Annotated in this window: 9 protein-coding genes; 4 read left to right on the plus strand and 5 right to left on the minus strand. The window is 69.1% G+C overall.

Annotation, left to right across the window (positions count from 1 at the left end):
- Both secA and ACODSY_RS17945 read left to right on the plus strand, forming a co-directional pair.
- On the plus strand, nucleotides 1-2,551 hold a 2,551-nt coding region (gene secA, locus ACODSY_RS17940), incomplete at its 5' end, for a preprotein translocase subunit SecA (protein WP_488953171.1).
- Nucleotides 2,552-2,616: 65 nt separating this feature from the next.
- Nucleotides 2,617-3,981, plus strand: coding sequence for a flavin-containing monooxygenase (locus tag ACODSY_RS17945; protein ID WP_488953172.1), 1,365 nt, complete (start codon nucleotides 2,617-2,619; stop codon nucleotides 3,979-3,981).
- Here ACODSY_RS17945 and ACODSY_RS17950 read toward each other — a convergent pair.
- Complete coding sequence (locus tag ACODSY_RS17950; RefSeq protein ID WP_488953173.1) at nucleotides 3,936-5,153, minus strand: aminotransferase-like domain-containing protein; 1,218 nt, start codon at nucleotides 5,151-5,153, stop codon at nucleotides 3,936-3,938. The genes ACODSY_RS17945 and ACODSY_RS17950 overlap by 46 nt on opposite strands.
- A gap of 228 nt (nucleotides 5,154-5,381) precedes the next feature.
- Nucleotides 5,382-7,256 carry an alkyl/aryl-sulfatase gene (locus tag ACODSY_RS17955; RefSeq protein ID WP_488953175.1) on the minus strand — a complete coding sequence of 625 codons (1,875 nt, stop codon included), beginning with the start codon at nucleotides 7,254-7,256 and terminating at the stop codon, nucleotides 5,382-5,384.
- A 139-nt stretch (nucleotides 7,257-7,395) separates the two neighbouring features.
- Here ACODSY_RS17955 and ACODSY_RS17960 point away from each other — a divergent pair, with 139 nt between their 5' ends.
- Entirely contained in the window at nucleotides 7,396-8,778 is a 1,383-nt protein-coding gene (locus ACODSY_RS17960; RefSeq protein WP_488953176.1) for a serine hydrolase domain-containing protein, read from the plus strand.
- A 60-nt stretch (nucleotides 8,779-8,838) separates the two neighbouring features.
- Here ACODSY_RS17960 and ACODSY_RS17965 read toward each other — a convergent pair whose 3' ends face one another.
- Nucleotides 8,839-9,408: a hypothetical protein gene (locus ACODSY_RS17965; protein ID WP_488953177.1), complete on the minus strand. Its 570-nt coding sequence runs from the start codon at nucleotides 9,406-9,408 to the stop codon at nucleotides 8,839-8,841.
- A gap of 262 nt (nucleotides 9,409-9,670) precedes the next feature.
- Here ACODSY_RS17965 and ACODSY_RS17970 point away from each other — a divergent pair, with 262 nt between their 5' ends.
- Complete coding sequence (locus ACODSY_RS17970) at nucleotides 9,671-11,167, plus strand: serine hydrolase domain-containing protein (protein WP_488953179.1); 1,497 nt, start codon at nucleotides 9,671-9,673, stop codon at nucleotides 11,165-11,167.
- On the opposite strand, the gene ACODSY_RS17975 is transcribed toward ACODSY_RS17970, so the two are convergent.
- Nucleotides 11,164-12,213, minus strand: a complete 1,050-nt coding sequence (locus ACODSY_RS17975; RefSeq protein WP_488953181.1) for a DUF2855 family protein — start codon at nucleotides 12,211-12,213, stop codon at nucleotides 11,164-11,166. The two genes, ACODSY_RS17970 and ACODSY_RS17975, sit on opposite strands and share 4 nt — an antisense overlap.
- Nucleotides 12,214-12,296: 83 nt before the next feature.
- Nucleotides 12,297-13,691, minus strand: a complete 1,395-nt coding sequence (locus tag ACODSY_RS17980) for a carotenoid oxygenase family protein (protein WP_488953182.1) — start codon at nucleotides 13,689-13,691, stop codon at nucleotides 12,297-12,299.
- Between the last annotated feature and the right edge of the window lie 9 nt (nucleotides 13,692-13,700).

The raw sequence follows: 13,700 nt of genomic DNA on the forward strand, positions 1-13,700 counted from the left end.
GGAGGCCTCGCGCCGGGTCCTGGGCCAGCGCCACTACGATGTGCAGCTCGTAGGCGGCCAGATCCTGCACCAGGGCGGCATCGCCGAGATGCGGACCGGCGAAGGCAAGACCCTGGTGGCCACCGGGCCGGTGTACCTGAACGCCCTGGAGGGCAAGGGCGTCCACGTCATCACCGTCAACGACTACCTCGCCCAGCGCGACAGCGAATGGATGGGCCAGGTCTACCGCTTCCTCGGCCTCTCGGTGGGCGTGATCGTCCACGGCCTGAGCCAGAACCAGCGCCAGGAGGCCTACGCCTCGGACATCACCTACGGCACGAACAACGAGTTCGGGTTCGACTACCTGCGGGACAACCTGGTCTACGACGTCAGCGAGATGGTCCAGCGCGGCCACAACTTCGCGATCGTCGACGAGGTCGACTCGATCCTGATCGACGAGGCGCGCACGCCGCTGATCATCTCGGGCCCGACCGAGGACCGGTCCGACTTCTACCGGACCATCGACCTGCTCATCAAAGAGCTGATCCAGGACAAGACCACCTACGACTACGACGAGAAGCAGCGGCAGGTGATCCTGACCGAGGAAGGCTCGGAGAAGGTCGAGGAAATGGCCGCCGCCGCCGGCCATCTGGCCGAGGACTCGGCCGGTCTCTACGACCCGGCCAACATCTCGGTGGTGCACCACATCAACCAGGCGCTCCGCGCCAACGTGATGTACGTGCGCGACAAGGACTACATCGTCCGCGCGGGCGAGGTGATCCTGATCGACGAGTTCACCGGGCGTATGATGCACGGCCGCCGCCTGTCGGAGGGCCTGCACCAGGCCATCGAGGCCAAGGAAGGCGCCGTCGTCCAGCCCGAGAACCAGACCCTGGCGTCGGTGACGATCCAGAACTACTTCCGCCTCTACTCGAAGCTGTCGGGCATGACCGGCACCGCCGCCACCGAGGCCCAGGAATTCATCGACATCTACAAGATGGACGTGGCCGAGATCCCGACCAACCGGCCGGTCCAGCGCATCGACGACGACGACGAGGTCTACCGTACGGCCGCAGAGAAGAACCGCGCCGTCACCTTGCTGATCGAGGAGTGCTACCGCCGCAAGCAGCCGATCCTGGTCGGCACGGTGTCGATCGAGCGCTCGGAACAGCTGTCGGAGTTGCTGAAGGCCCACACGTTCGAGCTGGACGGCAAGACCATTAAAGGCATTCCGCACAACGTGCTGAACGCCCGCTTCCACGAACAGGAGGCCAGCATCGTGGCCGACGCCGGCGTGCCCGGCGCGGTGACCATCGCCACCAACATGGCCGGCCGCGGCACCGACATCCAGCTCGGCGGCAACGTGGACATGCGCCTCGCCAAGTGGCGTGAGGAACAGCGCGAGGCGGGGATCGAGGTCACGCCCCAGCAGGCGCTGGACAAGAAGGCCGAGATCGAAGCCGACATCAAGGACCTGAAGGAACAGGCCCTGGCCGCCGGCGGCCTGTTCGTCCTGGGCACCGAGCGCCACGAGAGCCGCCGGATCGACAACCAGCTCCGCGGCCGGACGGGCCGCCAGGGCGACCCTGGCCACTCCAAGTTCTTCCTGTCCTGCGAGGACGACCTGCTGCGCATCTTCGCCGGCGAGCGCTTGGACGCGATCATGCGCACCTTCGGCGTTCAGGAAGGCGAGGCCATCACCCACAAGTGGCTGAACGGCGCCATCGCCACGGCCCAGAAGCGCGTCGAGCAGCGCAACTACGAGATCCGCAAGAACCTGCTGAAGTACGACGACGTCATCAACGACCAGCGCAAGGCCGTGTTCGAGCAGCGCCAGGAGTTCATGGAGGCGTCCGACCTGCAGGAGATCCTGGCCGAGTTCCGCGCCGACACGATCACCGACTTCGTGAACCGCTATCTGCCGCCCAAGGCCTATGCCGAGCAGTGGGACGTGGAGGGCCTGGACGCCCACGTGCAGCAGTACCTCGGCCTGCAGCTCCCGATCGCCGCCTGGGCCGCCGAGGAAGGCATCGCCAACGAAGAGATCGAGGACCGTATCCGCAAGGCGGCCGACGAGCGGGCGGCCGAGCGCAACGCCATGGTGGGCGAGCACATGCGCACCATCGAGAAGAGCTTCCTGCTGCAGACCATCGACCAGCAGTGGCGCGAGCACCTGATGCACATCGACCACCTGCGCACGGTGATCGGCCTGCGCGGTTACGGCCAACGCGACCCGCTGAACGAGTTCAAGACCGAGGCCTTCTCGCTGTTCGAGACGCTGCTCACCGATCTGCGCCAGAACGTCACCAAGTGGCTGATGACGGTGGAGTTCGCTTTCGAGGAGCCGCCGCAGCAGCCGCTGGCGCCGCAGACCTTCGAGGTCCACCTCGATCCGCTCACCGGCGAGAACGAGCTGGAGCGCGGCTTCGTCCCCGACGGCATCCCCGCCGAACAGCGCGCCGCCCTGCCGGTCTCGGCCCTGCCCGACGGGTGGGAGGACACCGGCCGCAACTCGCCCTGCCCCTGCGGCTCGGGAAAGAAATTCAAGCACTGCCACGGCGCGCTGATCTAGGCGCCCATTGCCGGACGTGACGGAAGGGCGGTCAGGCTGCCTCCAGTGATTTGGAGGCTCGCGCGATGACCGTCCTGCCCAAGGCCTGCATCATCGGCGCGGGCTGTTCAGGCTTCACCACCGCAAAGCGGCTGAAGGACCTGGGCGTGCCGTTCGACTGCTTCGAGATGTCGGATGACATCGGCGGCAACTGGTACTTCAAGAACCCCAACGGCCTCTCGGCCTGTTACGAGAGCCTGCACATCGACACGTCGAAGTGGCGGCTGGCGTTCGAGGACTATCCGGTGCCGGCCGACTGGCCCGACTTCCCGCACCACGCCCAGCTGCTGCAGTACTTCAAGGACTACGTGGACCACTTCGGTCTGCGGCCGCTGATCACCTTCAACACGCGCGTCGAGCTGGCGGAACGGACCGGCGACGGCCTTTGGAAGGTGACCCTGTCCACCGGCGAAACCCGGCTCTACGATGTCCTCTTCGTCTGCAATGGCCACCATTGGGACGCTCGCATCCCCGAGTATCCCGGCGCGTTCGACGGCCCGGCCTTCCACGCCCACGACTACCGCGACCCGTTCGATCCCGTGGACATGCGCGGCAAGAAGGTCGTGGTGGTCGGCATGGGCAACTCGGCCATGGACATCGCCTCCGAGCTCTCACAACGCCCCATCGCCAAGACCCTCTGGGTGGCGGCCCGTCGGGGCGTCTGGGTGCTGCCGAAGTACATGGACGGCAAGCCGGCCGACAAAGCCTCGATGCCCCACTGGATGCCGCGCAAGCTGGGGCTCAGCCTGGCGCGGGCCAAGATCAAGAAGACCATCGGCGCCATGGAGGACTACGGCCTGCCGAAGCCGGACCACGAACCGCTGGAGGCGCACCCCTCGGTGTCCGGCGAGTTCCTGACCCGGGCGGGCTGCGGCGACGTCAAGTTCAAGCCCAACATCGCCGAGCTGATGGGCCGGCGGGTCCGCTTCGAGGACGGCAGCGTCGAGGACGTCGACGCCATCGTCTACGCCACGGGCTATCGGATCAGCTTCCCGTTCTTCAAAGACCCGGCCCTGCTACCCGACGCCGAGAACCGCTTCCCGCTGTTCAAACGGATGATGCAGCCGGGCGTGCCGAACCTTTTCTTCATGGGCCTGGCCCAGCCCCTGCCCACGCTGGTGAATTTCGCCGAGCAGCAGGCGAAGTTGGCCGGCGCCTACCTCACCGGCCGGTACCTGCCCCCCTCGCCGACCGAGATGGCGGAGGTGACGAAGTCCGACGAGGCGCTGCATCTCGGCCCCTACTACAAGGCCGCGCGGCACACGATCCAGGTGGACTTCGGCCTCTACGTCCACGACCTGCTCAAGGAGATCGAGCGGGGCGAGAAGCGGGCGAAGGCGGCGGGCTACGCCCTGCCCGTCGCCGCCCGGGCCACGTTGGAGCCCGCGTAGGCCACCCGGCCTTCGATCAGCCGGGCGATGCGGCGCACGCCCTCATCGATGTCGGCGGGCGAGGGCAGCGAATAGCTGAGCCGCAGCGTGTTGGCCTCCGGGTCCACGGCGAAGAACGGCCCGCCGGGCACGAACGCCACGCGCTCGTCCGCCAGGGCGGCCTCCAGCAACTGGGCGCCGTCCATGCCTTCGGGAAGCTGCAGCCAGACGAACATCCCGCCCTGCGGCTTCGACCAGGTGACGCCCATCGGCATGTGCCGCGCCAGCGCCGTCTGCATCGCCGAGGCCCGCTCGCGATAGTGGCCGCGCAACCGCTCAAGGTGCGCGTCGTACCCCTCGGCCACGACGCGCGCGGCGACCATCTGATTGATCGTCGAGACGTGCAGGTCGCAGCCCTGCTTCAGGAGCACCAGCTTATCGATCACCGCCCGGGGCCCGCACACCCAGCCTAGCCGCAGCGCCGGCGACAGGGTCTTCGAGAACGTCCCGCAGAACAGGGTGCGCGCGCCCTCGATCCCGCCCGAACGCGCCACGTCCAGGGCGATCAGCGACGGCTCGTCGGTCCCCGCGAAGCGGAGTTCGCGGTAGGCTCCATCCTCCACCACCACCAGATCATGGGCCGCAGCGCGCGTCAGCAGCGCCTCGCGCTCGCGCTTCGGCATGGTCCGGCCGGACGGGTTGGCGAAGTCGGGCACCAAGTAGGCGATCCGCGCATTGCCCGGGATCTCGCCGGCGAGGTCGCCGTAGGCGGGCTCATAGGCGTTGAACGCCCCCAGAGCGCCCATGTAGGTCGGCCGCTCGACCATCACCGTGTCGCCACGGCTGAGGAACAGCTTGCCGATCAGGTCAAGCGCCTGCTGCGAGCCCGCGGTGATGACGATGTTCCCCTCGTCGCAAGGCACGCCCTGGGCGGTCATCCGCTCGGCGATCCAGCGGCGCAGCGCAGGCAGGCCCTCGCTCACCGAGTACTGCAGCGCCTGGGCTCCGGCCTCGGCGAGCACCTCGCCGTACAGCTGGGCGATCCGCTCGGTCGGAAACAGCACGGGGTCGGGGATGCCCCCCGCGAACGACAGGATGTCGGGCTGGTCGAGCAGCTTGAGCAGCTCGCGAATCTCCGAGGCGCGCACATGCGCCATGCGGCTCGAGAAGCGGTCGGTCCAGGGGTTGGTCATGAGGTCTCCATCTGGCGGCGGATGGAGGGGGTCTGCTGGCCGATCCATCCGCGAGTTGGGCGGGGATCGGTGGGCCTAGGCAGCCTAGCTGCGCACGACCTCGCGACGCCCCGGAAGGGCGGCGGCTACTTTCGCGACGAGAGCGAGGCGAATGGTCATGGTGCGAGTTGCATAGCGGCTGGAAGCGGCGCTGTCACGGTCCAGTCTGGGCGAAGTGGACGTCCCCGCTCAGCGCGTCACGATCGGGAACCCGGCGCGGGGCGCCGACAGCATGCCCAGCAGCCTCGCCAGCGCCGTGCTGTCGCCCGCTGTCGCCTGTCCCGAGAGATCGGCCCCCGCCAGCGCTCCACCCAGGAACTGGGAGCGCGGCATGGCGTAGGTCCCGTCCGCCTTCCCAGTCTCCGGATCGGCCTCGTAGGTCAGCACGTCGTGTTTCACCCGCACGCGAAAGCGCTCCTTGCGGTCGGGGAAGGCCAGGTCGACCGACACCTCGGCGCCCTTCGACTTCGCGGGATCCAGCCGCACGGCCAGCAGGTCCAGCAGCATCGGCGTCGGCGTGTTGCGCACGAGCTCCAGGGAGGCCGACGCGCCGGCCGCCGGCGCCACGCCGTTCCGCAACTCGCGGGCGCCGGTCAGGTACATGTTGCGCCAGATCGCGCTCTCGGCCGCCGCGCCCTGGCGGTCGTACGCCCTGGCCAGCAGTTCGCGGGCGGCCTTGTCGGTCGCGTCGGCCATGACGACGCGGTTGGCCAGCTCACCGGCCCAGCGGTCATCGCCCTTGTCGTAGGCGGCCTGGGCGGCGGCCAGCACCTTGGCCGGCCCGCCCATCATCTCGACATAGCGCTTCGCCTCGTCGGCCGGCTCCAGCGGCGCGAGATGGACCGGGTTGGCGTCGTACCAGCCCATGTAGCGTTGGTAGACCGCGCGGGAGTTGAAGCTCATCGTCCCGTAGTAGCCGCGGTTGTACCACGCGCTGTCCAGCGCCTCGGGCAGCCTGATCCGGTTGGCGATCTCGGCGGGGAGCAGGCCGTCGTTCATCATCCGCACGGACTGGTCGTGCAGGTATTTGTAGGCGTCGCGGTGCTTCTCCAGGTAGTCGCCGATCTCGGCCTGGTCGAACCGCGGCCAGCCGTGGCTGGTCATCAGCACGTCCGACTTGTCGCCGTAGAGCCGGATGGATTCCGAGAGATAACCGGCCCACTCCTTGGCGTCCCGCACCAGCGCCCCGCGCGGGGTCAGGACGTTGTGCATCGTCGCGTTGGCGTTCTCCGCCAGGTCCAGCAGCTTCAGCTCGGGAAAATAGAGGTTCATCTCGGCCGGCGCCTCGGTGTTCGGCGTCAGCTGGAACTGGATGCGGACACCGTCCACCGTCAGCTCCTGTCCGCTCCTGGCGATGTCCACGTTGGGCGGCACGAGGGTCTGGGTTCCCCCGCTGACCGCCATGCCGATCCCCGAGTTCACCAGCCCATCCGGCCCCTTCGGCAGCAACGAGCCGAATTGGTAGAGCGCGCGGCGCTGCATGGCGGCGCCGGCGATGATGTTCTCGCTGACCGCATGCTCCAGGAACCCTTGCGGCGCGATCACCTGGACCTTGCCCGCGTCGACGTCGGGCTGGGCCACCATCCCCCGCGCGCCGCCGAAGTGATCCACGTGGCTGTGCGTGTAGATCAGGGCCACCACGGGCCGGGCGCCCAGCTTGGCGTTGGCCAGGTCCAGGGCCGCCTTGGCCGTCTCGGCCGAGGTCAGGGGATCGATGACGATCCAGCCGGTCTTGCCGGCGATGAACGTGGCGTTGGCGAGGTCGAAGCCGCGCACCTGCCAGACGCCCTTGGTCACCTCGAACAGGCCGCTCTTGGCCAGCAGCTGCGACTGGCGCCAGAGGCTGGGGTTCACGCCGGCCGGCGCCGGCGCCTTCAGGAATCCGTAGGCGGAGAGATCCCATACCACCCGTCCGTCGGCGGCGGTGATCTTCGGGTCGTCGCGCGTGGCGACGAAGCCCTTCTCGGCGAAGGCGAAATCCTGGCGGTCGGCGAAGTCCGGCCCCGCGATCGCCGGCCCGGCCAGAGCTGTCAGGGCCACCGCCGCCACCATCATCCCACGCATGCCGCTTCTCCTCCGTTTCGGGCGGACCGTGGCCGCGCCAGGCGAGCTTGGCAATGCGTAGGTGACAGCTGATCACCCATCCCGGGGGCCGCCCGCCGGGTGAGTTGTCGCGCCGCGGCGGATGCCGGAGAGTGGCGCGATGAGTCCGCACGTCGCCTCCCGCCGCGCCTTACTCACAGGCGCCGGCGCCGTCCTGGCCGCCGGACCGGCCGCGGCCCAGGCGACGGCCTTCGGCGCGGACGACATCCGCAAGGTGCTCGCACATCGGGTCGACACCCAAAAGCGCGGCACGGGGGCCGTCGTGGGCATGCGGGACGCCCACGGCCGCTCGGCGGTCGCCTACGGCTCGACCCGGATTGGTGGGCCGCCGGCGGACGTGCGCTCGATCTTCCCGATCGCCTCCCTGACGAAGGTGTTCACCGCGCTGCTGCTGTCCGACGCCGTGCAGGGTGGCCAGATGCGCCTCGACGACCCGCTGTCGAAGCACTTGCCGGCCGGCGTCACCGTGCCCGACTTTCAGGGCCGCCCGATCACCCTGGCCGACCTGGCGACCCACAGCGCCGGCCTGCCGCTGCGGCCGCCGAACCTGCATTCCAAGGATCCGGACGATCCCTACGCGGGCTACACCACCGCCGACCTCTATGCCGGGATCTCTGCCTTCAAGCTGGCGCGCGCGCCGGGCGCCGAGTTCGAATACTCCAACTTCGCCTACGGCCTCCTGGGCCAAGCCATCCAGCATCGCCTGGGCCGCAGCTACCGCGAGCTGATCCGCGAGAAGATCACCGGCCCGCTCGGCATGGCCGACACCGGCCTCGCCGCCCCGGCTGCGACCGACCCTCGGCGCGTGCAGGGCTACACGGCCGACCTGAAGCCCGCGCCGCCGTGGGACTTCGACGCCCTGGCCGAGGCGGGCAGTCTGTTTTCGACGGTGACCGATATCCTGACCTTCCTGGGCGTCTGGCTCCGCCCCGACAGCAGCCCGTTGGGCCCCGCCGCCCTGGCGATGCTGGCGATCGATCGCCCCGGCGACTCCAACGAGATTCGCATGGCGCTGGGCTGGAGGATCGTGCGGAGGGCAAGCCGCCGGATCGTCTGGAGCAACGGCTCGGCCGGCGGTTGCCGCGCCTTCATGGGCTTCTGCCCCGAGACCGGCGCCGGCGTCGCAGCCTTCAACAACGCACAAACGGGGATGGGGGTCGACGACGTCGGCCTGCGCTGGCTGGGCGTCACCGATCAGAACATCGACATGAGCATGCCGGTCACACACGTCGAAATCACGCTGCCGCGCGACAGGCTCGAACCGCTCGCGGGCCTCTACTGGCTGGCCGACGACGACACGATAATCGTCCGCGTGGAGGGCCCGAACCTCGTCGCCCAGCTCGGCAAGCAGGTGCTGCCCATCTATCCCGAGAGCCCGAGCAGGTTCTTCTTCAAGGCCGCCGACGCCCAGATCGAGTTCGTTCCCGGCGGTCTGATCTTCGCGCAGTCTGGCCAGACCTGGCGCTACGTCCGCCGCCCCTAGGCGAGAGGCCTCCCGCCCGCAGTCCCCATGCCTGCAAGCGGGAGGCTGGTCATCGGAGCGCTAGGCGATCCAAGCCAGGAGGTCGCCGCCCTTCGCGAGGGTCACGCCCATCCCTACCGCGTCGTCACCCGCCAGCGACGACAGGGTCACGGCCTCGCCAGGCAGCGGGTACGGCAGGATCGTGAACACGCCGTCGTCGCCCGGCATCGGGAACGGCAGGATGTGGAACTCGCCCTCGTCGCCCGGCGTCACCACGCCGGTGTCGTCGGGCGCGATCTCGCCGCGCTCGTGGACAGTGACGTAGCCGTCTTCCTTGCCGTCGCCGTCGATGTCGATCGAGACGCGCTGGCCGCCCTTCTCGTCGGCTTCCCGGCCGAGGATGGCGGCGTTCGAGCCCAGCTGGCTCAGGTCCAGCTCGTCGCCCTCGTGGAAGTCCATGATCGTCCCGAGGTTCTCGGGCCCGTCGGCGCCCGGGTTGGTCGAGGTCAGCACGAAGGTGTCGTTCCCTTCGCCGCCGAAGGCCACCCGGCCGTCGAGCACCAGGAGGTCGTCGCCGTCGGTCCCCGCGACGATCCGCATGCGGCCGGCGTCGCCGGGGTGGGGTTCGCCCGGCGCGATCGGCATGGGCATCGGGACCGCGTCGGTCGGCGGAAGCAGTGTTGGACCGCTCACCGCTGGGCCGCTCGACACGGAGCTCCCAGGATCATTGATAGGCATTACTGAAGTCTCCTGAACGTCCCCCCGAGGGCAGGCCAAGCTCTGCCTTGGGTTGCCGCCAGAGTCCAGTAATTACGCAACGAGTTTATATGAGTCTTTCGCGACACCCGTGCCCGCGCCGACTTGACTCGGGGTCCTCCGCCGGGCCGCATCCGGGCCTGGGATGGAGGATCGGATGGGTGGGTTCAAGGGGCTCGTGACGGCGCTGGCCGTGGCCGTGGGGCTGGGCGGTCCCGCCGCAGCGCAGACGGCCGAACAGGCCGCCGCCTTCGCGAAGCTGGATCCCCTGTTCGCGACCTTCATGCAGGAGCGCCACTCGCCGGGCCTCGTCTACGGCGTCGTGGTCGACGGCAAGCTGGCCTATGTGCGGACGCTGGGGGTGCAGGATACGAGGACCAACGCGCCGGTTACCCCCGACACGGTCTTCCGCATCGCCTCGATGTCGAAGAACTTCACCGCCCTCGCCGCCCTGAAGCTGCGCGACGAGGGCAAGCTCCGGTTCGACGCGCCGGCAGAGACCGTGATCCCCGAGCTCGCGCGGCTGAAATACCCCACCACCGACAGTCCCAAGATCACGGTGCGCGACCTGCTGACCCACAGCGCGGGCTTCGTCACCGACGACCCCTGGGGCGACCGGCAACTGCCCATGAGCGAGGCGGACTTCTCCAGGTTCGTGGCGGCCGGCGTGCCGTTCTCGCGGGCGCCGGGGATGGCGTTCGAATACTCCAACCTCGGCTACGCCTTGGTCGGGCGCGCCGTCACCAACGCATCCGGCCGCAACTATGCCGACTACATCGAGGGCGCGTTCCTCAAGCCCCTTGGCATGAGCTCCAGCACCTATGACCTCGCCAAGGCACCGAAAGGCCGTCTGGCCGTCGGCTATCGCTGGCAGGACGATGCCTGGGTCGAGGAGCCTGCGCTGGGCCCAGGCGCGTTCGGGGCGATGGGCGGCCTGATGACCACGGCCAACGACTACGCCCGCTACATGGCCTGGGAGCTGGCAGCCTGGCCACCCCGCGACGGGGCGGAGGACGCGATCCTCAAGCGTTCCAGCGTCCGCGAGATCGTGCGCGGCCAGAACTTCGCGGGCGTGCAGAGCCGCATCGACAGATCCGACCCGGCCGGCTGCGACCGCGCGCGGACCTACGGGATGGGCACCATCGCCTACGCCGACTGCGTGCTCGGCGCCCACTTCACGCACTCGGGCGGGCTACCGGGCTACGGCTCCAACGTCCTGATGCTGCCCGAGCGCGGCGTGGGCGTCTTCGCCTTCTCCAACCTGACCTACGCGCCAATCACCCTGGTGGTGCGCGACGCCGCAATCGTGCTGACGCGGAGTGGGGCCTTCCCAGTGCGTGCCACGCCGCCGAGCGCGGGCCTGCAGGCCATGGCCGCGGCCGTGCAGCGGATCTACGCGGCCGGCGACGTGCTGGCGGCCCGCGACGCACTGGCGATGAACGTGCTCCTCGACCGTGATGCGCGCCGCCGCAACGCCGAGATCGCCGCGCTGAAGGCCAAGCTCGGTGCGTGTCGCGCCGCCGAACCGATAGCCGCCGACAGCGCCATGTCGGCCATGCTGACTTTCCCCTGCGAGCGGGGCGCCTTGCGCGCGCGCGTGATCCTCGCTCCCACCACACCGACATCGATGCAGATGGTCGAGTTCTCGAGCTAGCGAGGCCGGACGATGTGGCCTTCGTCCGGCTTCACGTCGCCCGCGACGACCTGACCGTAGAGCGCCTGCAGCGCCTCGGGGCCGACGTGGTGCTTCAGCGTCAGCCAAGGGTTGCCGGCGATGAAGTCCTGCAGCGCCGTCTTGAAGCGGGCATCCAGCTCGGCCGGACCCCAGTCCTTCATCCGCTGGCGGATCCGGTCGGGGGCGAAGAAGAAGACCGGCGTCGGGCCGGGGAGCTGTGCGGGCGCGCCGCGCGGGGCGTCCCAGTGGGTGACGCCCACCACGACGCTGCTGGCCAGGGCGTCGCCCAGCGTGCGGTGGACCTCGGCGGTCACCGCGCTGCGGCCGGCGAAATCCACATAGGCGACCGGCGCCTCGGCCTTGATCGCGCCGATGGCCTCATACGTCTCGACCTCGTCGTAGAGGCCGGTGCGCGTCAGCAGGTCGAGGTGCGCGGGCGACGTCAGCCCGATCACCTTCACCCCACGCTTGTGGGCCAGCCACGCCAGCCCCATGGCCGTCTTGCTCGAGGCGCTGGACAGCACCAGCGTCCGGGGCGCCGCCTCGGCGATCTGGTCGTCCAGCAGGAAGCTGGTCATGAACAGGGGCCTGAGCAGCGAGCGCCAGTCGTCATCCGGCGCCGCCGGCGCTTCCTGGTAGGCGTTGTAGGTGGGCGGCAGCTCGGCACGGTGGGCCGAGACCTCGACATAGCCCGCCGGGCGCTTCTGCAGCCGTGCCACCGTATGGCTCGACATCGGCCAGTAGCCGAAGAGCCGGAGGCCCTCCGGTGCGTCGGCCGTGTTGGAACGCACGACGCGGGCGTAGCCCCACACCGGGATGCGCCCCAGGCCCTCGGGCGCCGGGAAGAACTTCCAGTAGCCGATCTGGTCGCCCACGGCGCCGTAGGTGACGTTGTTGGCCGTCAGCGCGAAGCTCTCGACCTCCAGCAGCGCCTCGCCGTCGGCCAGCGGGACATCCAGGTCAGCCTGGGCGACGGCCGTCTTGCGCAGGTCGCCCCGGTCCACGAGCAGGTCCCACCCGTTCATACGCAATCTCCGAGCCTGGCCATGTTCGCCGAAAATGGACCGTCATGGCGAGGTTATCCGCGCCATGACGGTCAGGGGGGAAATCAGTCGATCGCGGCCCAGTTGCCGTGGAAGCCGAACGGCATCCGGCGCGGCATCTCGGCGATGGCGATCGGCCCCTTGGCCACGTCCTGGGCTTCGAAGATGGCCAGGTCGGAGCGGTTCTCGCCCGCCCGCCAGATCACCGCCGTCAGCCAGCCGTCGCCCTCGGCCGCGTCGGCCGAGCGGGGCACGAACACGGGCTCCGACGTCAGGTCGCCGCCGTTCAGCTCGTAGACCTGGCGCTTGCCGGTCGACAGGTCGAGGTGGGCGATGGCGCACTGCTTGACCGTGCCGCTGGCCGTGGGGTCGGCGGCGTACCAGCCGTGGCGATGCTTCAGCGTCTCGACCCGCGGATCGACGCGCGGGAACTCGCCGTCCAGGTCGTCCAGCTTGGTCTCCTGGATCGCGTCCGACGCGCCGTTCAGGTCGAAGGTCCAGCGCACCAGGCGGGCCGCCGACTTCTCGCCCGGCCGGCCGTCGGCGTATGGGAACAGCGGAGCCACGTCGTAGCGCATGACGTCGCAGTGGATCTTGCCGTCCTCTTCCCAGGAATTCAGCGGGTGGAAGACGTAGCAGGCCTCGGTGTTGAACCAGCGGATCGTCGAGACGTCGGCGTCGCGGCGCATGACGCCCACGTAGCTGCCCTTCTCCGGCTCCCAGGCGAACGCGGGCTTGCCGCTCATCGCCCGTTCCAGGCTGGCGGTCAGCGGCAGGATCGGGAACAGGGCGTGGTTCTCGGTGACCATGAAGTCGTGGACCATGCAGGCGAAGGGAGCCTGGAAGTCCTGGCGGCGCACCAGCGAGCCGTCGGCCGCCGTCACGCCGTAGCTCATGCCGGCCGAGAGCGGCATCTGACCGACGCCATAGGCGAACCAGACCATCTCGCCGGTCTTCGGGTCGAGCTTCGGGTGGGCCGTCACCTTGCCGTTGAACTCGCGATCGTAGCCCTTCGAGGCCAGGGTGCGCGGATCCATGGCGAAGGGGTGGTGCCCCTCTTCCAGCGCCAGCAGCTTGCCGGCGTGCCAGACGATGTTCGTGTTGGCGACGCCGCCCTCGTTGCCCATGGCCAGCGGGTCGGTGGTCATCGGGTTGCCGAAGCTGCCGAACAGCGAGCGGCCGTGCTCGTGCTCCAGCTCCCACTTGGGCGTTCGCACATAGCGGTTGCGGTAGCTGACCTTGCCGTCGGCCACGTAGAATCCGTGCACCATGCCGTCGCCGCCGAACCAGTGGTGATTGGGGTCGCGGGGCTCGAACTGCGGGTTCGGTCCGATGCGGAACAGTGCCCCGCGCAGGCCCGCCGGGATCTCGCCCTTCACCACCAGATCGAAGTCGTCCTCCGAGCGGACCGGGGCGAAGTTGCCCGCCAGATACGGATTGATGCGCACGTCGCCGTCCATGAGCCGATC

This window comes from Phenylobacterium sp. FG114, from assembly GCF_057809855.1.